Raw genomic sequence first — 22,642 nt, 5'->3', positions numbered from 1 at the left:
GATGCAAATATGCTCGAATATCATTATTTAATTCATTGTGAGTTGCTCATATGCAACCTAAAGCAATGATATTATCTAATTGTCTGGTTTTAATGCCTTGAATGTTACATAATTCCGCAGCACTTTTCATCAAAGAAACGCTAATTTATTGCTATGTTTGGACTGTCAAAACTATTCTCAAGTAAATCGGCTGAAAAAGCACCTATCATTGCTGCCTTAGCCGCTTATCGTAGTAGCGCATTTGCCATTGGTATTGAGCAAGATTGGCTCGAAGAGCTTAAACAAAACAGCGATAAAAGCTGGCAAGTCAAATTAAACCTCCCTTTTGCAGGCTTGGGCGAAATCAACGACATTGAAAAATTTGTCGCCGATAAACTATCAGTGCCTGTGTCAATTAGCGCTAAAGTGAAATTACCAAGCACATATAGTTTTAAGCAAATCAAACATATTGTGCTCGTTGCTTCAGGAAAGGGGGGCGTTGGAAAGTCAACTACAGCGGTGAATCTTGCCTCAGCTTTAGAGCAAGAAGGTGCCAAAGTGGGTATTCTCGATGCCGACATTTATGGCCCGTCTATTCCACTGCTTCTGGGCCTACAAGGGGCTGAGCCGAAAACAGCCGATAATAAAAACTTACTTCCTTTTGAGGCGCATAACCTCAAAGCGCAATCGATTGGCTTTTTAGTACCAAGCGATGATGCAACCGTTTGGCGCGGACCAATGGCATCAGGTGCACTTAATCAATTAATGAACGAGACCGCTTGGGGAGAGCTTGATTATCTCATCGTTGATATGCCTCCAGGCACGGGTGATATTCAATTAACCATGAGCCAAAAAGTGCCAGCCAGTGGTGCGGTGATCATCACCACGCCTCAAGATTTAGCCCTAGCCGATGCACAAAAGGGCATTGCCATGTTCAATAAAGTGAACGTGCCTGTGCTTGGCTTAATTGAAAACATGAGCTACTTCTTATGTGGTCATTGTGGTGAGCCTAATCATGTATTTGGTAAAGATGGTGCCGTAAAATTAGCACATCGTCATGGTGTGCCTGTGCTGGCAAATATTCCACTGGCCATTGAAATTCGTGAAAGCTCGGAGCAGGGCGATTTAATTGCCAAAGACAACGCGGCTCAAATAAGCGAAACCTACAAAACCGCTGCCCGTGTGCTTGCCAGTAGCTTGTATTATCAACAGGCGCACACAAGCGCAGTTGAAATAGTCATTACTGAAGATTGATTGTTGCAAAGATTTTGTTAATCGATTTTTCTTATTAACAAAATCTTGGGTGGTTCTTTATCATTAACTTTGCTCTTAAACCCCTCTTTTAGCCGTATATAGCCTACATTTTCGTTAAACATGTCCAAAAAACAAAATCGCCACAAATGTTAATATTTTATTGACGTTTTAATAACCTTATCATAGTCTAATGAAAGCGCTTACATTTACGGGGCTTTTTATTTACCTTTAAATGTAAGCGCTTACAATTGACTGGTTAGAATAATATTCATATAAATCAGTTGAGTACTAACAAACACATAATGTTAGGGTTCAATGCAATGAACAGATTCAAAACACACTTAACACAACTTACAATGGCGCTTTCAGTAGCGACATTAGCTGGCTGCGGCGGCTCTGCCACAGATACGAAAATTGATACTGTCAACCCAACTGAGCCTGTTTCAGACTGGGTGATGGTTTGGGAAGATAATTTTGATGGCGATGCTATCGATGACAAAAAATGGAGTTTCGAAATAAACTGTGCGGGTGGCGGTAATAACGAAAAACAATGTTATACCGACAGTGAAGAAAACGCCTTTATTGCAGACGGTATTCTTAATATCGTTGCGTTACCTGCGGAAGAAGGGGCTGATAAGCCTTATACCTCTGCGCGTATTAATACTCGTTACAAAGCTGATTTTAAATATGGTCGCTTTGAAGTACGCGCAAAGCTGCCTAGTGGGCAAGGTTCTTGGCCTGCGTTTTGGATGATGCCTACCGATGAAGTTTATGGTGGATGGCCTCGCTCTGGTGAAATCGACATTGTTGAGTCGGTTAATTTAAAAGTACCAACCGATGACGGTGTAGAATCAAATATCTACGGCACATTACATTACGGCCAAGAGTGGCCAAATAATGATAGCAGTGGCAAAGCTTATACCTTCGCTCAAGATTCTAATCCTGCTGATGACTTTCATACTTATGCTATCGAGTGGCAAGAAGGGGAAATTCGTTGGTACGTAGATGATTATTTATATGCTACACAGCGCCAATCAGAAGTGCTTTATGATGCGAAGGGCAATGAGATTGCACTTAAGCACAGAGGCTGGTATTCAGAGTACTTCGATCAAACAACCGGAGAGTTAACGACTTTTTGGGATGCATCTCCTTACGATCAAGAATTTTATTTAATCCTGAACTTCGCAGTGGGTGGTGATTGGCCTGAAAACGTTAATGCCCTGGGTGTTGATGCAACTGCATTCGAAAATGGTCAAACTTTTGAAGTTGACTATGTACGTGTTTACGAATGTGCACAAGACCCTGACACAGGTAAAGGCTGTGAAACCGTGCGCCCGGGTTACGACAACTTAGACGATGCACTTGTGCAAGGCAAAGCTCCGGCTCCAACACCACCAAGTGATGGCACGGTAACGCCGCTTACTATTTTTGATAGCAGTTTTAACCCTAACTGGCCTGCATGGGATTGTTGCGGTGAATCAACACCTGCGCTTGTTGAAGATGCAGAGCGTGGTAATGTAGTTGAGTTTGTTGTAGGTGCAAAACCTACAGTAAATGGCTTTATTAGCCGTGCTCTCTTTATTACCGATGAAAATGGTGAAGCGTCTCCTTATGACGCCAGCGCTATGTTAGAAGATGGTTTTGTGCGTTTTGATATGCAAGTGACTTCATTACCTTCTACTCCAGATGCACCTTGGCTTTTCAAAATTGAAAGTGATGAAGGCAAGACAGCCGTTGAACTAAACCTAAGTGCTAGCACTGAAGGTGTTAGCCCAGTTGCTGGTGAATGGCAAACTTATACCTTCCCACTGCAAACATTAGCTGATGCGGGTTTAAATGTATCGCTGATTGATGTGATCATGATTTTCCCTGCGTGGGGTCAAGGTGATGGTGCTGTTTATCGTGTGGATAATGTAGAGATCACAAATGATGCACCTCCTGCAACATTAACTCTTTTTGCTGACGAGATGAATCTTGATTGGCCACTTTGGAACTGTTGTGGTGATTTAGCACCTATTGAGGCCGTCGATGATGAGCAACATGGTTTGACTGCTGAATTTTCGATTGGACCAAAACCAACCGTTGTTGGCTTTAACAACCGTACTACATCAGGCGGCAGTGGCAGTCAATTTGATGCATCATCTTTAATTGATGAGGGTGTATTGCAATTTGAGATGAAGATCACCTCTTTATCATCAACACCGGATGCAGCTTGGTTTGTTAAAGTAGAATCTAGTGGTGGCCCTGATAATGGTGGTACTGCAGTTGAAGTTAACCTTAATACCAGCATAGAAGGTGTTGACCCTGTTGCAGGTGAGTGGCAAACCTATACTTTTACGGTCAATTCATTGTTACAAGCCGGTTTAGACATAAGTTCAATTGATGTCATCATGGTATTTCCTGCGTGGAGTCAAGGTGAGGGAGCTGTGTTCCGTATTGATAATGCAGTTATTTCAAACCCGTAATTAACATTGGCAACAAGTGATGGGTGCTGAATATGGCACCCAGTATCCATGACAACATATTGCAAAAGCAGGTAAATCATGAAAAGCACAAAATTTATTAAAACACCTCTTGCAGCGTCAGTTGCGATGATCTTAACTGCAGGGCTGGGCACTATGTCTGCTTATGCACAAGATGAACAAGAGAAAGCTGATAACGATATTGAAGTTATCGAAATTAAAGGTATTCGTGGCAGTATGATCCGCGCCATGGATATGAAACGTGATGCAACAGGTGTTGTAGATGCGATTTCAGCAGAAGAGATGGGTAAATTCCCAGATACTAACTTAGCTGAATCATTACAACGTATTACCGGTGTATCAGTGAGTCGTTCTAACGGCGAAGGTAGCGAAATTACGGTACGTGGTTTTGGTCCTGAGTTTAACCTCGTAATGCTGAATGGCCGTCAAATGCCAGGCACGGGTTACACCCGTTCTTACGCCCTTGAGAATATTGCCGCTGACGGTGTCAGTGCACTTGAAGTAGCGAAATCAGGGCAAGCAGATGTACCAAGTGGTGGTCTAGGTGCTACGGTAAATATTATTACTACGCGCCCATTAAATAGCCCTGGCGAGAAATTTAGCTCGTCTATTAAGGCTATTCACGATTCATCTAATGAGGCCGGTGATGATGTAACCCCAGAGTTTTCTGCAATGTACAGCAATACTTATGTTGATGATACATTTGGTTTTGCGGCATCATTCTCACATCAAGAACGTGATTTTCAACAGCAAAACGCCAATATTCAAGGTTGGCAAGCCAATGTTGATTTACCGACCCTTGATGAAGCTGACTACATTGACCCTCGTGCAGTCGATAGCGAAGGCAACCGTGTCGGTAATCATTTCTTTCCGAAAGACATGAACTACAGCATTGCTGATGTTGAACGTGAGCGCACTAATGGCCAAGTAACTTTACAGTACTCGCCAATTGAAAGCTTCACTGCAACGGTTGATTACACGGCGAGTCGTGCAATCACCGGTGTGAATACCGTGGGTTGGGGTATTTGGAATGAGTTTGGCAGTAACATTAACAGCTATGAGCTTGATGAAAATGGTACAGCGATTTATGCCGATATCAGTGGTAATGATGGTTCATTTACAGCAAGCCGTGGCACTACTGAAGTTAAAGCACGTTCAATTGGTTTAAACCTAGAGTGGCAAATTAACGACCAGTGGGAAGTTGAGTTCGATTATCACGATTCGAAAAACGAAACAGATAACGGCGCAGATGATGGCTTAGGTTCTGATGGTCAAATCATTCTTGGCTCAGATCAGTTACAGAGCAAAGTATATGATTATCGCACTGGTGAAGTTCCGCATGCCTACGTTAACTGGAACAATGGCACAACGGTGCTTGATCCAAGTGAGATTGATTCAAACTTCAGTCAGTTTATTTACTCGCCTGGTGAGTCTAATGTTGAGCAAGCTCAGCTTCATGCAACCTGGTTTAATGAAAGCTTTGAAATTCCACTTGTTAAAGTGAAATTCGGTGCTGCCAATACTAAGCAAACTATGGGCGGTTTTACTGCATGGAGTGGCTTACGTGGCGGCCCTGGTTTTAACCCATCATTCACCGAAATCTTCCCTGATGGCATGTTCACTTATAATGATACAGGCGACATGCTAGATCAATTCTCTGGTGGTGGTAGTGCCCTTGAACCAAATTACTATTACACCTATAGCTTTGAAGAAGCGTTAGCGCGTCAACTTGCTTATTTGAATGAAGACTTATTGGGCGATAATCAATACTCAATTGATCCATTCTTTGATGGTATCGACAGTGAAAGCTACGTAGAAGAGAAAACGCAAAGCTTCTATGTGAACAGCTTATGGGAGTTTGAATTATCTGATTACTTCGTACAGATTAACGCAGGTCTTCGTTATGAAGAAACGGATGTGACCAGTACGGTTCGTCAACGTGTTGAAAGCCAAGTTAACTGGGTGAGTTCATCTGAGTGGATCATGCAGTACGAAACTGGCGGTACAGATAACTTTTATCAAGAAGAAGGTAACTATGATATCTGGTTGCCGAACATCGACGTAAAAGTTGAAATTACAGACGAGCTTGTTGGTCGTGTTTCATGGGGTAAAACCATGGCACGTGCGCCGCTGGGTAATTTGGCTGGTGGCCGTAGCTTAACGGGTAGCCCGAAACCAGGTTCGCGTACAGGTAGCCAAGGTAATACTGATCTGTTGCCATTTGAATCAACTAACCTCGATTTATCCCTTGAATATTACTACGGCGAAGGTAGCTATGCTTCGGTTGGTTACTTCAAAAAAGACGTAGATAACTTTATTCAAACGCAAATAACTGAAACAACCATTGATGGTTTATACGATATCTTAAATGGTCCTCGTTACATTGAAGCTGTGGCATCTGTAGAAGCTCGTGGTGAGCAAGCTACAAGTGACGCTGTGTTCAATGAAATGCTGGCATTAGGTTATGGTAATGTGGATGGTGCTATTGAACCAACGAGTTCTGATCCACTGATGGTATGGAATATTTCTCAACCACAAAACACGGATAGTAAATCGGTTGATGGCTTTGAACTAGCTGTTCAACACTTATTTGGTGAAAGCGGCTTTGGTTTAGGGGTTAATGCTACGTTTGTTGATGGTGATGTTGAATTTGATGTAGCAAGTTTGACTCAACAAGCTCCTTTATCTGGCTTAAGTGACTCAGCTAACTTCCAAGCTTTTTACGATAAAGATGGTTTATCTGTGAAAGTGACTTACGCATGGCGTGACTCTTACTTAATTGGTGTTGGTCAAGCACAAGGCTCATCTGATGCGCCGCCACAATTTGGCGATACATATGGTCAGTGGGACTTGAGTGTTAACTACGACATTAACGAAAACACGACTGTTTTCTTTGAAGGTATAAACCTTAACAACGAAACTGAGCGTGGCTATGGCCGTTACGAAGAGCAGTTCTTATTTGCTCGTCAATATGGACCACGTTACACAATCGGTGCCCGTTATAGCTTTTAATATGTGATCTCAAAAGGAACAAAAGCCGCTCGTTGAGCGGCTTTTTATTATCTATTTTAATTAATTAATAATTATTGAAGCAACGCACAGTTGATTTGTGTAATATATGCCTCACTAAGTCCACTATAATTAGCTTTTCGTAGACGCAAAAGGTTTGTGTTTTTTGTTAAAGTTATCGTTTTTTCCAACTTTAAATCAAATGTTTAAGTTGTTTAGGTAGAATAATAAATGAGATTATCAGATACCCATATTCAGCAATATATTGACGAAGGCCGCATTGTTATAGAGCCAGCACCAAGTAATGAAATGATCTCGGGTGTCACGGTTGACCTGCGTTTGGGCAATAAGTTTCGTGTTTTCCAAGATCATACTGCTGCGTATGTTGATTTAAGTGGCCCTAAAGATCAGCTTAATAAGGCAATGGAATCAATCATGAGTGATGAAATTGTGCTTGATGAAGAAGAAGCTTTTTTCCTTCATCCAGGTGAATTAGCATTGGCTATTACTCATGAAAAAGTTACTTTACCAGCAGATATTGTTGGTTGGTTAGATGGTCGCTCGTCGTTAGCACGCCTTGGTTTGATGGTACATGTAACAGCGCATCGTATTGATCCAGGTTGGTCGGGTAATATCGTTTTAGAGTTTTATAACTCAGGCAAGCTGCCACTTGCGCTTCGTCCAATGATGAAAATTGGTGCCATGAGTTTTGAAACCATGACAAGCCCAGCACAGAGCCCTTATAACACACGTAAAGATGCTAAATATAAAGATCAAAATACGGCAGTAGCAAGCCGCATTAGTGACGATAATAAATAATCCTTCAACATGTGGTCTTTGGGCCACATATCATTATTTGTTCAACTTTTTACTTATTTGCATTCTCATAAATTGGCAATTTAAGCGTATTCATCCCATACTTTTAGCTGGTGTTTAAAGCACGGAGCTAAAATGCACTTTATTGGCAAGCTGATCCATCAGGTTATAAAAAATTTGCTCGTTTTACTGGGCTGCGTATTGCTTCATAGTGCCAGTATTAATGCTGCAAGCAATAACTTACCGGTATGGGTACTTGATTCAGAACAGCCTTTAGCCAAACTTAGTCAGACCCTCGAAGTATCACTGCAAAATGCTGAGCCTTTAAATGCTTTAGAAAACAATACGGTTCGCCTCGCAGCACAAACCTCCTATTGGTTAATTATCGATTTACAGCAATTGCCTGAAAATAAAAACTATGTTGTTTATCTTAGTGAGCCTAACTTAACGTGGGCAAAGTTTTATCTGTTAGATGAAAATTATCAGTCCACCAATGATCAGCGGCTTGCTTCTCTAGAAAGTTTATCGAATGTGCGACCTCATTGGTTAATAGAGCACAGCCAAGGAGCTCGCTGGGCGCTAGTTAACTTCGTGCACAAAAGATCTCTAACATTAGAACTAGGTGTCGAAACAGCAAAAAGTTTTGAAGTTGACTTACATCAAACTATTTTGAGTTACGGTGCGATTTTAGGGGGGCTGATTTTGTGTATGTTTGTTTGTGGTGTTTACTTTTTTGTATCCCAGCGAACAAAATACTTAGTCCTAAATGCCTATTTTATATTGGTCACCATTGGGTTTTTAATCGATAACGGATTAATAAATTATCTAATTGGTGGTTTTAATTGGGAATCTAAATGGCCTGTTAATGAGTTCGCATTATGTTTTGTGAGCTATTTTTTATATCATTTTTTAGCGATCCATACCTATACAGCAAAGTTTAAAAAGGCCTGGCAAGCAATGATGCTGTGTTTATTCAGTGCAGCTTTATTGTCATCACTATTGCCTCATTTTAATCGTCAGTGGTTATTTATAGTCAGCTGTTTGGGCTTTTTGTGCTTTGCCTCTGTAATATTTTATAGTTTGATTAAGCGTAAGGGTAATCGTACTCATCTGCGTATTTTTATGCTTCTAATTATTGTTATTCAGGCGTTAAGTCTGTTTTTATGGAATGGATTTGGTATTGGCTACCATGGAATTCATAACACCATTTTATTGCTCACATCATTGGCGATCTGTTCTGTATTGTTATTAAAAGACCGTCAGCAAATTTCAGCATTTAGTTATTCGATGCTGCACGATGCGGATACGAAGCTACCAAATAAACAATTTTTACTCGCGCAAATGATGAAAAAAGTGTCGCAAAAGCAACATTTTTCAGTTTTATTATTTAAACCTCATGTACTCTCAAATGCACGTTCTACCTTTGGGTTTGAGCAAGCTAATATTTGTATCAATGAAAAACTAAGTATATTAAACATTCAGATGCAGACCATGAATACATTAAAGTTGGAAGTTCAAGCCACCAGAAGCACATGGCTTGCTCATATTGACGATAGTACATTTGGGTGTTTGATCTTGGGCGAACTAGAATTAAGCCATATTGAGCAATTTGCCTGCATGATCCATGGTGTGTTTGAAGAGGGCCTTACTCATGAAGAAATTAACTTAGTCGACCGTGTTGATATTGGTGTTGCTTATTACCCGATGCATGGCAATACCGCGAAACAAATATTGCAATGTGCAATACAAGCAATGACTGAAAAGCGCCTACAAGGTGAACGTTGGCGTATGTTCGACTCAGAAAGTGCGCGGCTTTCTGAACAAAGGTTATCCATTGCGGCAGCGCTTAAAATTGCGATTGATGAAAATCAGCTAAGTTTGCACTTTCAACCGCAGATATGTTTGAAAACGGGCAAAGTAGTTGGCTGTGAAGCATTACTGCGCTGGACACATCCAATTTTTGGTATTGTTAGTCCTGAGATATTTATTCCAATTGCAGAGTCAGCAGGGGTGATCAATCAGCTAACAGAGTGGGTCGTTGAAAAGGGGGTTGAATGGCAAGCGAAGTTTTGCAAACTGATACCCGATCATGTTATTTCCATCAATATTTCTGCAAAGGATTTATTAAATAAAAATTTACCTGTGCTGCTAATTACCATTTTAAATGAGCAAAATGTGGCGGCTGAATCAGTGATGTTAGAGCTCACTGAATCAGCGACCTTAGAAGAGAGTAAAAAAATTAAAGCCATGCTTGATGATTACCGTTTAATAGGTTTAAAACTCGCTATTGATGATTTCGGTACAGGCTACTCATCACTTGCCTATTTAAGCCAACTTGGTTTTGATGAAGTCAAAATAGATAAACAATTTGTGTTAAATCTGCCGTTTTCGGTTAATGATCAAAGTATCTGTAAGGCAACCTGTGATATCGCCACTACTTTAGGTGCACATGTTGTTGCTGAGGGTATTGAAGATGAGCAAAGCCTCACTATGTTACAAAGCTATGGTTGCCAGTTTGGACAGGGATATTATTTTTCAAAACCCCTTGCCGCAGATGATTATTTAGACTGGATAAGCGAGGTGCAAAAACTTGACCTTAATCTTGATGCAACAGCGAACCTAGCTGATTAAAATATTTAAGCAAGGCTTCAAAACAATTCATCGTATGCTGCTCATCCGGGTAGATTAAGCCACTTTTCGATAAGCCACTCACTAAAAAGCTATTTTTGATATTAGGGTGGACGCTAATACACTTTTCAAAACAGCGGGCAGCTAGTTCCTCTGGCATACTCATATAAAGTTGCTTTACTTGCTTATCAAAAGCGATAGATTGTTTTACGAATTCATTTGGATTTTTACCAGAGTTATCTAAAAATACCTGATGATAAAACTCATTTAAGCGTTGATTAAGTGGATGACTCAAGTCTGGTGACTGTTCGAGCCACAGCGCCGAACAGAATTGCATGCTCTTTCTGCCGCTAAATAAGTGCTGACAAATATGATGGTCAAAAGCATGAAACCATTCATGGGCGAGTGCGCCACCGCCTGCATTTTTAGCCAGCGCAAGGGTTTGGCTGTGAGCATTATAATGAGCCTGCACACCTTTTTGTCCGCCATGACCAAAAGCAAAATTGAGTTTCCCTCTAAGGCCAATTGCCGTTGGCGGTAAAGTCAGTATTTGCGCAAGATCGGCTAAAGCATCGTAAATTAAATTCGCCGCTAATAGCCGTTCTTGCTTATTAACCCAATTACCAACCACCATAGTGCGAAAACCAAAGGTGTCGCGAATATCGTCAAAATCGACCTGATCATCAAAGCGATAATCGGGTCCTTGGCGATGAAAACCTGCGCTTAGTCGTTTTGATACACGCATTAGAGATAGCGTGCCTTAACATCATCCGGCATATGCTGGGTTTGCTTATCGACCAGTGCTGCTAATAATCTGTATAGTGGTGTTACATCAATGCCTTCAATTAATTTAAGGCTATGAGCTACAGCTTCTAAAGTTGATAAACTATCTGCTCGAGGTGCTTTACGGATGACGTATTTGTTTTGTGGTATGTGCTTAAAACTCACCGTTTGAAATGCACGGAGGCTAGGGGTTAATTGCAGCATTTTGTAGGCTTTTTTCCATGTACCATCAATTACGATTAAATGATTTAAAGACTGTTTGAAAGCATCTGTAGTGGCAGTGTGCTCATCTAGACTTAAGGCATCCTCAGTAGGGTAAAGAACCGCTGTTGTTGCTTTTGGCAATGTTGCAAGCTGTAAAAAGTCTTGCTCTGACTCACCAGCGATGATCTGGCAATTTTCTAAACCTAAATTCAGTAAATTGGCCGTATTTTTAGTGACTTTTTCCTCACTTGGGTGGCGTAATATAATGATTTTTAGTTTATTATTGATTATGCTTATTGAATCACATAAACAGGTTTTAATTGAAAAGCCACAATGTGAGCATAATTCTCTAGCCATAGATACTCTTGTATACATTTGAAGTCTCTTAAGTATACATGAGCTAGAGCTGTAATTTTGCATTTTTAAAGCAGACAGCTAAAATTGCGATTTAAATATTTGGTTTTATTAAGGGATAAAGATGACGACTATCACTATCGATGAAAGTGCGCTTGAAGGAATGGAGTCGCTACTGGGTGATCAATTTGCTGACACGCTTTCTTTTTGTTGTAGCGAGTTTCAAAGGTTAGGCTCTGAAGTGCACGCTAATCTTGGTTCAGACAACGAAGCTGCAGCGCGTCATGCCCATAGCTTAAAATCAAATGCTGCCCAATTTGGAGCTCAAAGTCTATCTGAGCTCGCTCAATCAATTGAGCATGCACTCAATGAAGGGAATGCTGATATAGCACAGCAAAACAGTGCAAGTATCGATCAGCAAGTTTCTGGCTCTGTAGAAAAATTACAAGCTTGGTTCGCTACTCGCTAAAAACTTGAATTTATTTCAGTTATAACCGCAAAAATCCTCTGGCGTGGTGGCCCCTTACTAGGTTAGTCTTAAGGCTAATTAGTAGAGGTAACCATGTCACAAATCAAAAAGAGTCACAAACTAGACGGTGTCTGTTATGACATACGTGGGCCTGTGCTTGCACAAGCTCGAAAAATGGAAGACGAAGGGCAAAAAGTATTAAAGCTAAACATTGGTAATCCAGCTGCCTTTGGCTTTGATATGCCTGAAGATATGCACAAAGATATCATTCGTAACTTATATTCAGCCCAAGGCTACTGTGACTCTAAAGGCCTCTACTCAGCCCGTGTGGCAGTCTATCAGCACTATCAGCAACGCGGCTTATTTAACCTTGATGTCGATAATATTTATATCGGCAATGGGGTCAGCGAACTCATTCAAATGACCACGCAAGCACTACTTGATAATGACGATGAAGTGCTTATTCCTGCACCGGATTATCCGCTATGGACTGCATCGGTTAAATTAGCAGGGGGTAACCCTGTGCATTATCTTTGTGATGAAGAACAAGATTGGTTTCCTGATATTGCTGATATTAAATCGAAGATCACCTCAAAGACCAAAGCATTGGTGCTTATTAACCCAAATAACCCAACCGGTGCGGTATATAGCGATGATCTGTTGATGGAACTGATCAACATTGCTCGCGAGCATAAATTATTGTTATTGAGCGATGAAATTTACGAGAAAATCTTGTACGACGGTGTCAGCCACAGCTCAATTGGCGCACTGTGTGATGATGTACCAATTATCACATTTAATGGCCTAGCAAAAACGTACCGCGCTGCGGGATTGCGAATGGGCTGGATGGTGCTAAGCGGTCGCACTAGCATGATGGACGACTTGAGCCGTGGCCTAGATATGCTGGCATCAATGCGCTTATGTGCCAATGTACCAGCACAATATGCTATTCAACAAGCTTTAGGTGGTGTGCAGTCAATCGATAACCTGATAAACCCAGGTGGTCGGCTTTACGTTCAGCGTGATATTGCATGGCGTGGTTTAAATGCAATTGATGGTATTAGCTGTAAAAAGCCTAAAGGTGCGCTTTACGCATTTGCGAAAGTGGATACGGCGCACTTTAATATTAAAGATGATGAGCGCATGATTTTAGATTTACTCAAAGCGGAGAAAATCTTATTAGTGCATGGTCGCGCTTTTAACTGGCCTGATCCTGATCATTTTAGATTGGTGTTTTTACCAAACAAAGATGATTTAACAGAAGCCATGAGTAAGATGCAGCGATTTTTCGCTGATTATCGACAAAGCTAAAAAAAGCGAGCCGAGGCTCGCTTTTTTAATAAGCTTTATCAACACGTACCGTGTTATCATTGAGGTACACCAAGCGTACTTTATCACCTTGGCTAAACAGCATTTGGTTGTCTTTATCTTGCACAACCATAAATTGTTCGCCGCTTTCTACTTTGATCATTAATTCAACGAGCTGATATTGTATTACGCGACTGTTTTGCTGACGGTTGTGAGCAACAGAGCCACCAATCATCGAACCTAAAATGGTTGCTACAGTACGGCCACTACCGCCACCAAACTGATTACCGATAACACCGCCAATAAGTGCACCGCCAAACGTTTCCCAGCCGTTGGTTCTGTCTTTGACCAGTTCTTGTTCAGTAATGGCTCGTACTGACTGTACTGAGCCAAACAACACCTGTTGTACTGGTACTGCTTTGTTACGCTGGTAGTCAGCATAACTAGGCGAGCTCAGTAATAAACAGCTTGCTAAGATTGCTACTAGGTATTTCATAAACCCTCCTGGCTACCAGCCAAAAGTTGATTTCTCACGTGTTTTACGGATTTCAGTTTCATCAGCCCACTCAACTAGCCCGCTTTTTAAATCCATTAAACGCATAGTGAATTTGTAATACACATCAGCCTTGTCAGCATTTGATTTAACAATGCTCGATAAGTTGCCGTATAACATATATTGCGCACCAACTTGCTGGCCAAAGGCAATAGCGGTATTTGGATCAACTAGTGGATCGACGTTTTGGAAATTAAGTTGTTCGCGCACAGCTTCAACACGGGTCATATCAACAAAGCGGAACTTACCACTGCGTAATAACTGTGTTGAGATTGAATCAGTAATTGATTCAGTATCAATATGCTCGCTCGTTTTGTTTTTAATACGCTCAACAAACACGATAGGGCGAGTATTTGCTGTCATGGTGCCAACCACAGGTGAAGCAAGTAACGAGTCTGTCATTTGGCTTGCTACTTTTTGTAGATCCGTTGAGCCAAAATTGATATCTGTGGTTTCAACAGCTTGCGCATCACCATAGCTAACAACGGCTTTATTAGCACAGCCAGATAGTAACAAAGCGCTTGTCATTGCAACGGCCGCAGCCGACTTAACAGAAAGTAATTTCATTGTAGTATCCTTAATCTTCAAATTCTTGTGCTTCTGTTGACACTTCACGCACTGCAAGCGAGAAGGTGACAGCATTTGCTGTCGGGGCTAGGCCCGGTAATTGAGTTTTAGCAAATCCAAATAAAGTAATGGGTTGCCAAGGTGAGTGGTTGCCACGAATAACAAAGCCATCAGCGTCATACCAAGTAAATTGATATTGTAAGTATTGAGACTTTTTATATTGGCTTGCCAGTGTCACAACCACATCAGTTAAGCCGTTCGTTTGGCGTGTTTTTACATCTGTAATGGCTAATTTCTTGCCAAGTTCAGGGTTATTAACAATCAGTTGTTGGTTATACTGTTGTGATGCCTGCTCAACCCCAATGCCAGAAGTGGTAGGGCGTGAGGAGCAAGCCGCAACAAGTAAAATGGTTAATAGTGGCACTAAGTATTTCATCATTGCTCCTAGAGTTGTACAACGTGTGTGTCGTAGTAGTTATTTATGGAAGTTAGAAAAATCAAGGTTAACCCTTGCTTACCAACCGTAAAAGTTATTTCGCCATGCCCTGGCACAGTTAAAGTGTGCTGACCTGTGGGCATTGGGTGCTGAGCAATGCTAAGTTGGCTTGGTAAAGTCAACCAGCTTCGTGTATCAGCTTGCTCAGATGCAACGTTATAAATGTTGGCTAAAATGTTACCAACATCGCCGCCACTTCTTGCTAACTCTGCACGTACCTTTTCTTTTGCTACCAGACGCATTACTTGTCGGGTTATTCTGCCAGCACTTTGATCCTTTAATGTCTTCGCCGCTAGCGCTTCGAGCCTAACAATGGGCGTCAGTGGCAAATTTTCGCCATCGAGAGTCACTGTTTTATCACTGGCCGCATAGGGCGCAGCGCGATAAACTGGCATGGCAACACTATAAAAGCGTGCATCGCCACGCGAAGTATAAATAGGTAACCGTAAATTAAACTCTTGCCTTGCTGGTATTAAACCTTGCTCTGCAATTACAATTACTTGGCCTGTGTTTGCTTGAGCTTGCTTTAATTTGCCAAAGCGTTTGCTAAATTCTTCAAAGTCCTGATCAAAACCTTGTTTTTTGGCAAGGCGTAACACTGCTTGCTGTAAGTAGCTATTCTCACTGTTTATTTCGAGCGCTTTCTTATAGTCGATATAGGCATCATCAAATTGTTTATCTGCCTCATAAAGTAGGGCCGATAAATAAAACGTAAAAGCATTTTGAAAGCCATTTTTGACATTACCAATTAACTCGGCCATATCAGGGTAGCCTTCAGCGGAGTTTTCCGCTTGTTCATCAAGTGCGGCTTGATTATCTTTTAGTGCATCTTCTTGCACTTTATTAGCGCGTCTAACTTCAACTAATGCAGATTCAAGTTGTTTATCAAATACATAACTCAGTGCTTTGTAGCTATGCAGCATGGTCATTTCATAGGCTGCTGGCTCATAACCAATCACAGAGTCATTGGTTAATAATGAGTTTGTTTGCTCAAGGCCTGCACTAAGCTGTACTTTGGCTGCTTGACGCTTTTTTTCCATACTTTGATATACAGCTTCAAAGGTCTCATTAGCCTGCAAATTTTGTTTTGCCAAAAACTCAAGACGGGCCGTTTCAAGCTGATTTAACAAATAGTTACTGTGAACACGGCTATTACTTGGCAAAAGCTGCTGAGCACTTGCAATGTTATTTTGAGAAACAGCTTGGCGCACAGGTCTTAGCTGCGTCGCATAATCTTGGAATAGATCAGTAATACCTATGGTACTGCAACCAGATAACAGTAAAGCAGCTCCAATAAATAAACGTCGATGCACTGAACACTCCTTTTAAACAATGTACTCAGATTAGCATACGCGGCTTAACCTTATATGATAAATTATGTAAAAAATCGTAAGTTAATAGACAACTTTCTGGTCTTTTTATTTTTTATGTTAAAGGAACAACGCATTTGTTAAGCACTGTACTGTATACCTTTATTGCACTTTGTGCGTTTGCAGCTAACTCTTTGCTGTGCCGAATGGCATTGCAAAGTGGTGATATTGATCCGTTAAGTTTTACCGTCATTCGCTTAGCGAGTGGGGCGTTTATGTTGCTTGGTATACTTTTATGGCAAACAACTTTATTGAGATCAAAATCACAATCAGCACAACCTTTAACCGACAAAGGTAGCAATATCAGTGCGCTTAGTTTATTTATTTACGCGCTGTGCTTTTCAGTTGCCTATGTTGATTTAAACACTGGCACAGGCGCACTTATCTTATTTTCGGCAGTGCAGTTAACTATGATAGGTCATAGTGTTTTAAATAAAGAGCCACTCAGTAAAGTGCAGTGGGGGGCTTTGTTTGTTGCTTTTGCGGGTTTTATTTACTTAATGCTGCCCTCAGCCACCGTACCTTCTTTCATGCCTGCAATGCTCATGGCGTTAAGTGGCGTAGCGTGGGGTGTTTACAGTATTCGCGGAAAATCATGCAGCTCACCTTTGCAAGCAACCAGCTTTAACTTTCTAAGAAGTTTAATACTTGTGCCAATTTTAGTCTTTCTAGCCGTGGTTGATTGGCAGGGTATCACAGCAACTGGCGTTTATTTGGCGATAGCTTCAGGAGCGCTTGCATCTGGGCTTGGTTATAGCATTTGGTACATTGCACTACCTAGGCTTAAAAGTAGCCAAGCAGGTGTGGTACAGCTAACCGTGCCCGTGCTTGCCACATTAGCTGGGGTGGTGGTCTTAGATGAGCAATTAACAGCGCGTTTAGTTGTAGCCAGCGCCTTAATTCTTGGCGCTGTACTGGTGTTTTTAATGGCTAAAAAGCGCAGTGTCTAGATTAGGGCTTATTAACATTTAATACGTAGCGTTCATACAGGGTGTTTAGTTCGGCTAGTATCGCTTGTTTGCCGCTAAGCTCACTTTGTTCAATACATTGCTGTAATGTTGCAACTGACAAATACTGCATCATCTTAGCAGCTGCACCAATATGACTAATATGCCAAGGCTCAGGGGCAACTCCACCTTTGTATTCTTGGTAAGGGCGATAAAAACCATACTTTTCTAGGTTATCGTCAAGCCATGCAGCAAGCTTGGCAAAGGGCCCTGTGGGCGAATACTCATCAGGGGTTAATTGCAGCTGATAATCATCGTCAATAGGGCGGGTATCGTAAATGTCGAGGTCGGTACCAAAGTGGTGCCTACTTGCCCCAGGGAGTGCTGAGTAAAGCATAATAGCGTGGCACTTTTCAGTATCACTTAGGCTTTTTAAATCTACCGCTTGTTGCTCAAGGGTGTAAACTGGTCGAAGGCCCTGAAATTTAGCATTCCAAATTGCACTTTGACGATAAAAATCACGAAAGCTTGAGGCAATTGTCAGATCAATACCTGCTTCTTTTGCCCCTTGCTGCAGAGCTAAAAAATCATCGACAATATCACGATGCAAGCGATGATTTTGTAGCTCAACTAAATGTGAGCTACTTAATCCTGTGGCGCATTGCTTAAGCTCTGTTTGGTTCATGTAAGCAGCTGCTCTAAAATCACTTCGTAAATATCAGCAAGTTGAATTAAATCATCGGTGCTAACACATTCATCTACTTTATGAATGGTTTCATTACGCGGACCAAGCTCAATGACTTTGGCACCCGTTTGTGCAATAAAGCGACCATCAGAAGTACCGCCGGTGGTTTCAAGTGCGGTGTCGCGTCCAGTTACTTGCTTTATAGCGTGCACGGTGGCATCAACTAACGGGCCATGATCGGTTAAAAACGGTAGTCCATTAACAATCCAATTTAGCTCGTAATTGAGGTTGTGTTTCTCAACAATATCAACCACTCGTTGCTGTAGCTGTTGGTGAGTTACTTCGGTGCTAAAACGAAAGTTAAATTGAATTTCAAGTTCACCTGGGATCACATTACCAGCACCGGTGCCACCGTTAATATTCGAAACCTGAAAACTCGTTGCAGGGAAAAATTCGTTACCTTGATCCCACTCAGTTTGACTCAGCTCAGTTAACGCAGGAGCAGCTAAATGAATTGGGTTTTGCGCTAAATGCGGGTAAGCAACATGGCCTTGCACACCTTTCACAGTTAAAAAGCCAGTTAATGAACCACGACGACCATTTTTTACCACATCGCCAAGTACATCTCGTGAAGATGGTTCGCCAACGAGGCATAAATCAATCTTCTCACCTCGAGCTTCAAGGGTATCGATAACACGGGTTGTGCCGTTGATAAACGGGCCTTCTTCATCAGACGTAATTAAAAACGAAATTGACCCTTTATGAACTGGGTGTTTAGCGACAAAACGCTCGGTGGCAACCACCATGGCAGCTAAAGAGCCTTTCATATCGGCTGCACCGCGGCCATGTAACATACCGTCTTTTACCTGTGCAGAAAAAGGAGGGTGCTGCCAATTTTTTTCAGGACCTGTTGGTACAACATCTGTGTGACCAGCAAAACAAAAATGCGGTGACGCATCTCCCTTACGAGCCCAAGTATTCAAGGTATCAGTGAAAAACAGTGATTCAATATTAAAGCCTAGTTTTTCAAGGCGTTCGTTCATTAACGCTTGGCAACCAGCATCTTCAGGCGTTACTGATTCACGCTGAATAAGCGCTTGAGCAAGTTCAATAACAGGGTGAGTCATTAGGCAAAAATCTCATCGTATTGAGCGGCTTTAAAACCTAAGTGGTATTGGCCGTTATGCACAAGTACCGGGCGCTTGATCATCGCAGGTTGCTCAACCAGCAATGCTAATGCAGATTCTTTATCTAGGTTTTGCTTTTGCTCATCAGATAATTGACGGTAAGTTGTGCCGCGTTTATTAACTAAGTCTTGCCAATCAATGTGCGCTGCAAACTCATTAACTAGCTCAGCACTAATGCCGTCTTTACGGTAATCATGGAAAGTAAATTCTTGATTGTTATCAGTTAAATATTTTTTGGCTTTTTTAATTGTATCGCAGTTGCTGATACCGTACATGATAGTCATAAATTCTACTTTTTAGTTACAGTGAGTAATGTGTCTACCCCAGCAGTGACCTGAGATAGTGAATAATATAGGGGTCCAAGGTGTTGGCTATTGAGAACGCACAGTGTGCCAAGCATAGGGCTGCTCAGCTCGCGTAAATCAAAATAGGCTAATCGTTCACCTTTGCTAATTTTACTGCCGTTTAATTTAGCAATATTGGTGTGGTTGATATGTTCTTCAACCGATGAAAACGATAAGTTTAATAAAACTTTTAAACCGTTTTTTGCCTGTAAAATGTATTCTTTACCGGCATTTTTAACTTGTAATAGGGTGCCATCGAATGGCGCGATGATGTTGTGGCTAGTTAGTTCAACACTAATCCCTGGGCCAAGGGTGGCAAAACGAAAAAATGGCTCAGGGTGTTCGCTAATGCTTTTTACACGCCCAGTAAATGGGCTTTTAATGGCCATGCAGCGCGCTTTTCTGAGACTGCGTTCGGGTAAGTATTGAACTTCGTTAGTCATGGCTTATTTAACATCACCTAGCACATGGTAACCGTCTTTTTTCAGAGCTGTAATGGCTTTGGCCATACTTTGTTTTTTCACCAATACATAATCTGTATCGTAGGTTGATAATGCAAAAATCGAAATCGACGCTTTTGCTAACACACCAGAAATGTTCGCCATAATACCTGTTAATGAAAAACCAAGTGGGCCAATGACTTCCAGTGCTTGCCAGTCGGTTTCTTGGTCCAGACTGTCGAGCTGGAAACTACTTGGGCAGACAATAGACAGCTCATCAGCCGTTTTTGCAATAAAGAAAATAGCTTGTTGGAGTAAGGCAGGGTCAATCGTTGCATCGACATCTAAACTATGAATGGTAAGTTCTTCACTATGAAGTTGTAACGTTTGTTTTGACATCTGCGATCCTATCTTTGAAGCCTTTGAATTTATAGTATAGGTAAACAAAGTTAAGATAAAGCGCAATAATTTTGATTGCTGAGGTTTTGCCCAATATCGCTGTTGAGGTTGTCCACAGATTCTGTGGATAAATATGGGAATAGGTCAGTATAAAGAAGGTAATAGGCTAATTTATAAAGGGTTTATAAATTAGCCTAAATTTTGAAGGGTTAATTTTCTATGCTTTCAACTTGCTTAGCTTGAATCGCTGTAAGGGCAATGGTGTAAACAATATCGTCTACTAATGCACCACGACTCAAGTCATTTACCGGCTTACGCATACCTTGCAGCATAGGGCCAATACTAATTAAATCAGCACTACGTTGTACGGCTTTATAAGTTGTATTACCGGTATTTAAATCAGGGAATACAAACACCGTTGCTTTACCTGCAACGGGGCTGTCTGGTGCTTTCTTAATTGCTACGTTTTCCATAATTGCAGCGTCGTACTGAAGCGGGCCATCAATCACTAAATCAGGGCGCTTTTGCTGGGCAAGTTTAGTGGCTTCACGCACTTTTTCTACGTCAGCACCTGAACCCGAAGTACCCGTACTGTAGCTGATCATTGCAACACGAGGTTCAATACCAAACGCAGCCGCTGAATCAGCTGACTGGATCGCGATATCGGCCAGTTGCTCTGCTGTTGGGTCAGGGTTGATTGCACAGTCACCGTAAACCAGAACTTGATCAGGTAACAACATAAAGAACACTGACGATACCAACGATGAACCCGGTGCAGTTTTAATTAACTGTAACGGCGGGCGAATCGTATTCGCTGTAGTGTTAACCGCACCCGACACTAGGCCATCTACTTTGCCTTGCTCAAGCATCATAGTACCAAGCACCACGTTATCCAGTAGTTGTTCTTGAGCAACTACTTCTGTTAAGCCTTTGTTTTTACGAATTTCAACCATAGGCGCAACGTAATCGTTGATCACATCACTTGGCTCAACAATAGTTACGTTATCGTTAAGCTCCACACCTTGTTGCTCAGCAATACGTAAAATCTCTTCTTTGTCACCAAGTAAAATTGTTTTTGCAATGCCACGTTGACCACAAATTGCCGCAGCTTTAATTGTGCGCGGCTCATTACCTTCTGGTAAAACAACCGTTTTATTCGCTTGACGAGCTTTGTCTGTCAGTAAGAAGCGAAACGCTGGCGGAGACATTTTACGAGTACGACCAACACTTTGTGCCAGGCTGTCTAACCAGTCAGAGTCAATATGGCTGGCGTTGTGATCTTTTACTTTATCGATACGTTGGTCATCATCACACGGTACTTCCATATTGAAGTTGTGCAGTAATAAAGACGTGCGCCACGTATCTTCTTGTGTTGCTAGGATTGGCAGGCCAGTATCCATCGCTTGTTCGCATAATTTCATGATGCGATCTTCAGGTTTAAAGCCACCGGTTAATAAAATAGCCCCAAGCTTGGTACCATTCATAGCCGATAAACAAGCGGCAACGAGTACATCAGAGCGATCGCCCGGAGTGACCAGTAATGCACCTGGGGTAAAGTGGCTTAAAATATTCGATACAGTACGAGCACAGAAAGTAACGCGACGTAAACGACGGTGAGCCATGTCGCCTTCATTAATAACTTCAGCCTTTAGGTATTCACATAAATCACGCACACGCGGCGCTACTAGGTCGAAATCCCACGGGATTGAACCTAATAATTTAAATGGGTGTTTTCTGAAAATAGGCAATGATGCTAAACGGTTTAATTCGTTTTCAAGTTGCTCAGGCTCATGGGCTTCAACAAGGTCAGCACGGGCACGACCTTCGTCATCTAAAGGTGCATTAACTTTATTGAAAATACAACCTAACACGCGAGGGTGGTTAACACCGCCATAGTTGCCTGAGGCGATTTCTAAACGGTCTTCAATTTGGTCGTTGCTATCGTTACTAGGCGTTAAAACAAAAACAATATCAGCACCCAGTGTTTGCGCGATTTCACGGTTTACACGGCCAGCATAAGGCTGACGACGTGTTGGCACCATACCTTCGATAATAGCAATTTCGTCTTCTTTAATAGTGCTTTCAAAGCGCTCTACGATTTCTTCTAGTAAATCGTCGCCTTTACCATCACCAATCATTTGCTCTGCATAGCTAAGCTCAAATGGTGTCGGCGGATTAATTGGTGAGCCATGGGTGACAATTTGCGTCGACTTTTCAGGGCCTGTATCGCCAGAACGTGGCTGTGCAATTGGCTTGAAAAAGTTCACTTTGAGCGCTTTTTGCTCAAGCGCACGCACTAAACCAACAGAAACAGATGTTAAACCAACCCCAGTCGAAATAGGGATCAACATAATTCTACGTGCCATT

At 41.8% G+C, this 22,642-nt stretch carries 20 protein-coding genes; 8 read left to right on the top strand and 12 right to left on the bottom strand.

The window, feature by feature from the left end:
* The first annotated feature begins 153 nt into the window (after nucleotides 1-153).
* From apbC to L1266_RS17160, 5 genes are all read left to right on the top strand, one after another.
* On the top strand, nucleotides 154-1,233 hold the full coding sequence (apbC, locus tag L1266_RS17180; RefSeq protein ID WP_235377983.1) for an iron-sulfur cluster carrier protein ApbC: 1,080 nt from the start codon (nucleotides 154-156) through the stop codon (nucleotides 1,231-1,233).
* Nucleotides 1,234-1,553: 320 nt separating this feature from the next.
* Nucleotides 1,554-3,698: a glycoside hydrolase family 16 protein gene (locus L1266_RS17175; protein WP_235377982.1), complete on the top strand. Its 2,145-nt coding sequence runs from the start codon at nucleotides 1,554-1,556 to the stop codon at nucleotides 3,696-3,698.
* A gap of 78 nt (nucleotides 3,699-3,776) precedes the next feature.
* Complete coding sequence (locus L1266_RS17170; RefSeq protein WP_235377981.1) at nucleotides 3,777-6,728, top strand: TonB-dependent receptor; 2,952 nt, start codon at nucleotides 3,777-3,779, stop codon at nucleotides 6,726-6,728.
* A gap of 228 nt (nucleotides 6,729-6,956) precedes the next feature.
* The gene (gene dcd / locus L1266_RS17165) at nucleotides 6,957-7,544 is read left to right on the top strand and encodes a dCTP deaminase (protein WP_054552946.1); all 588 of its coding nucleotides are present in this window, start codon (nucleotides 6,957-6,959) and stop codon (nucleotides 7,542-7,544) included.
* A gap of 132 nt (nucleotides 7,545-7,676) precedes the next feature.
* Entirely contained in the window at nucleotides 7,677-10,172 is a 2,496-nt protein-coding gene (locus L1266_RS17160; protein WP_235377980.1) for an EAL domain-containing protein, read from the top strand.
* Here the strand turns inward: L1266_RS17160 and L1266_RS17155 are convergent.
* Complete coding sequence (locus tag L1266_RS17155) at nucleotides 10,138-10,914, bottom strand: CLCA_X family protein (RefSeq protein ID WP_235377979.1); 777 nt, start codon at nucleotides 10,912-10,914, stop codon at nucleotides 10,138-10,140. The two genes, L1266_RS17160 and L1266_RS17155, sit on opposite strands and share 35 nt — an antisense overlap.
* Complete coding sequence (locus tag L1266_RS17150; protein WP_138600097.1) at nucleotides 10,914-11,513, bottom strand: tRNA-uridine aminocarboxypropyltransferase; 600 nt, start codon at nucleotides 11,511-11,513, stop codon at nucleotides 10,914-10,916. The genes L1266_RS17155 and L1266_RS17150 overlap by 1 nt, the downstream gene beginning before the upstream one ends.
* A gap of 121 nt (nucleotides 11,514-11,634) precedes the next feature.
* Between L1266_RS17150 and L1266_RS17145 the strand changes: the two genes are divergently transcribed.
* Both L1266_RS17145 and L1266_RS17140 read left to right on the top strand, forming a co-directional pair.
* A complete protein-coding gene (locus L1266_RS17145) occupies nucleotides 11,635-11,979 on the top strand; it encodes an Hpt domain-containing protein (protein ID WP_054552950.1) in 345 nt (114 codons plus the stop codon).
* A gap of 93 nt (nucleotides 11,980-12,072) precedes the next feature.
* Entirely contained in the window at nucleotides 12,073-13,290 is a 1,218-nt protein-coding gene (locus tag L1266_RS17140; protein ID WP_054552951.1) for a pyridoxal phosphate-dependent aminotransferase, read from the top strand.
* A gap of 25 nt (nucleotides 13,291-13,315) precedes the next feature.
* Here the strand turns inward: L1266_RS17140 and L1266_RS17135 are convergent, their stop codons facing one another.
* The 4 genes from L1266_RS17135 to L1266_RS17120 are packed head-to-tail and all read right to left on the bottom strand — an operon-like array spanning nucleotide 13,316 to nucleotide 16,216.
* Entirely contained in the window at nucleotides 13,316-13,783 is a 468-nt protein-coding gene (locus tag L1266_RS17135; protein ID WP_138615765.1) for a glycine zipper 2TM domain-containing protein, read from the bottom strand.
* Between the two features lie 12 nt (nucleotides 13,784-13,795).
* Nucleotides 13,796-14,407, bottom strand: a complete 612-nt coding sequence (gene lpoB / locus L1266_RS17130; RefSeq protein WP_054552953.1) for a penicillin-binding protein activator LpoB — start codon at nucleotides 14,405-14,407, stop codon at nucleotides 13,796-13,798.
* Nucleotides 14,408-14,417: 10 nt separating this feature from the next.
* Nucleotides 14,418-14,843 carry a YcfL family protein gene (locus tag L1266_RS17125; protein WP_054552954.1) on the bottom strand — a complete coding sequence of 142 codons (426 nt, stop codon included), beginning with the start codon at nucleotides 14,841-14,843 and terminating at the stop codon, nucleotides 14,418-14,420.
* Nucleotides 14,844-14,851: 8 nt separating this feature from the next.
* Nucleotides 14,852-16,216, bottom strand: a complete 1,365-nt coding sequence (locus tag L1266_RS17120; RefSeq protein ID WP_235377978.1) for a COG3014 family protein — start codon at nucleotides 16,214-16,216, stop codon at nucleotides 14,852-14,854.
* Nucleotides 16,217-16,350: 134 nt separating this feature from the next.
* Here L1266_RS17120 and L1266_RS17115 point away from each other — a divergent pair, with 134 nt between their 5' ends.
* Nucleotides 16,351-17,223 (top strand): DMT family transporter, encoded by an 873-nt coding sequence (locus L1266_RS17115; protein ID WP_235377977.1) that lies wholly within the window; start codon nucleotides 16,351-16,353, stop codon nucleotides 17,221-17,223.
* A gap of 1 nt (nucleotide 17,224) precedes the next feature.
* On the opposite strand, the gene L1266_RS17110 is transcribed toward L1266_RS17115, so the two are convergent.
* From L1266_RS17110 to pta, 6 genes are all read right to left on the bottom strand, one after another.
* The gene (locus L1266_RS17110) at nucleotides 17,225-17,905 is read right to left on the bottom strand and encodes a M15 family metallopeptidase (RefSeq protein ID WP_235377976.1); all 681 of its coding nucleotides are present in this window, start codon (nucleotides 17,903-17,905) and stop codon (nucleotides 17,225-17,227) included.
* Nucleotides 17,902-19,032 (bottom strand): succinyl-diaminopimelate desuccinylase, encoded by a 1,131-nt coding sequence (dapE, locus tag L1266_RS17105; protein ID WP_235377975.1) that lies wholly within the window; start codon nucleotides 19,030-19,032, stop codon nucleotides 17,902-17,904. Before dapE ends, L1266_RS17110 begins: the two co-directional genes overlap by 4 nt.
* Nucleotides 19,032-19,376 (bottom strand): ArsC family reductase, encoded by a 345-nt coding sequence (locus tag L1266_RS17100; protein ID WP_054561266.1) that lies wholly within the window; start codon nucleotides 19,374-19,376, stop codon nucleotides 19,032-19,034. The genes dapE and L1266_RS17100 overlap by 1 nt, the downstream gene beginning before the upstream one ends.
* Before the next feature lie 5 nt (nucleotides 19,377-19,381).
* Nucleotides 19,382-19,825, bottom strand: a complete 444-nt coding sequence (locus L1266_RS17095) for a PTS glucose transporter subunit IIA (protein WP_228482627.1) — start codon at nucleotides 19,823-19,825, stop codon at nucleotides 19,382-19,384.
* Nucleotides 19,826-19,882: 57 nt separating this feature from the next.
* Nucleotides 19,883-20,275 carry an ACT domain-containing protein gene (locus tag L1266_RS17090; RefSeq protein WP_054552960.1) on the bottom strand — a complete coding sequence of 131 codons (393 nt, stop codon included), beginning with the start codon at nucleotides 20,273-20,275 and terminating at the stop codon, nucleotides 19,883-19,885.
* Nucleotides 20,276-20,484: 209 nt separating this feature from the next.
* Complete coding sequence (gene pta / locus L1266_RS17085; RefSeq protein WP_235377974.1) at nucleotides 20,485-22,641, bottom strand: phosphate acetyltransferase; 2,157 nt, start codon at nucleotides 22,639-22,641, stop codon at nucleotides 20,485-20,487.
* Nucleotide 22,642 lies beyond the last annotated feature (1 nt).

It is taken from the genome of Pseudoalteromonas sp. Cn5-37 (assembly GCF_021532495.1).
Lineage (GTDB): Bacteria > Pseudomonadota > Gammaproteobacteria > Enterobacterales > Alteromonadaceae > Pseudoalteromonas > Pseudoalteromonas simplex.
The sequence above is the reverse complement of the archived record's forward strand: the minus strand, read 5'-3'. Positions and strand labels throughout refer to the sequence as shown.

Coding starts and splice junctions, on each gene's coding strand:
- L1266_RS17170 (WP_235377981.1), top strand. CDS start 3,777: ATGAAAAGCACAAAATTTATTAAAACACCTCTTGCAGCGTCAGTTGCG.
- L1266_RS17175 (WP_235377982.1), top strand. CDS start 1,554: ATGAACAGATTCAAAACACACTTAACACAACTTACAATGGCGCTTTCA.
- L1266_RS17100 (WP_054561266.1), bottom strand. CDS start 19,376: ATGACTATCATGTACGGTATCAGCAACTGCGATACAATTAAAAAAGCC.
- L1266_RS17090 (WP_054552960.1), bottom strand. CDS start 20,275: ATGTCAAAACAAACGTTACAACTTCATAGTGAAGAACTTACCATTCAT.
- pta (WP_235377974.1), bottom strand. CDS start 22,641: ATGGCACGTAGAATTATGTTGATCCCTATTTCGACTGGGGTTGGTTTA.
- lpoB (WP_054552953.1), bottom strand. CDS start 14,407: ATGAAATTACTTTCTGTTAAGTCGGCTGCGGCCGTTGCAATGACAAGC.
- L1266_RS17145 (WP_054552950.1), top strand. CDS start 11,635: ATGACGACTATCACTATCGATGAAAGTGCGCTTGAAGGAATGGAGTCG.
- L1266_RS17160 (WP_235377980.1), top strand. CDS start 7,677: ATGCACTTTATTGGCAAGCTGATCCATCAGGTTATAAAAAATTTGCTC.
- L1266_RS17135 (WP_138615765.1), bottom strand. CDS start 13,783: ATGAAATACCTAGTAGCAATCTTAGCAAGCTGTTTATTACTGAGCTCG.
- L1266_RS17110 (WP_235377976.1), bottom strand. CDS start 17,905: ATGAACCAAACAGAGCTTAAGCAATGCGCCACAGGATTAAGTAGCTCA.
- L1266_RS17125 (WP_054552954.1), bottom strand. CDS start 14,843: ATGAAATACTTAGTGCCACTATTAACCATTTTACTTGTTGCGGCTTGC.
- apbC (WP_235377983.1), top strand. CDS start 154: ATGTTTGGACTGTCAAAACTATTCTCAAGTAAATCGGCTGAAAAAGCA.
- dapE (WP_235377975.1), bottom strand. CDS start 19,032: ATGACTCACCCTGTTATTGAACTTGCTCAAGCGCTTATTCAGCGTGAA.
- L1266_RS17140 (WP_054552951.1), top strand. CDS start 12,073: ATGTCACAAATCAAAAAGAGTCACAAACTAGACGGTGTCTGTTATGAC.
- L1266_RS17150 (WP_138600097.1), bottom strand. CDS start 11,513: ATGGCTAGAGAATTATGCTCACATTGTGGCTTTTCAATTAAAACCTGT.
- L1266_RS17155 (WP_235377979.1), bottom strand. CDS start 10,914: ATGCGTGTATCAAAACGACTAAGCGCAGGTTTTCATCGCCAAGGACCC.
- L1266_RS17095 (WP_228482627.1), bottom strand. CDS start 19,825: ATGGCCATTAAAAGCCCATTTACTGGGCGTGTAAAAAGCATTAGCGAA.
- dcd (WP_054552946.1), top strand. CDS start 6,957: ATGAGATTATCAGATACCCATATTCAGCAATATATTGACGAAGGCCGC.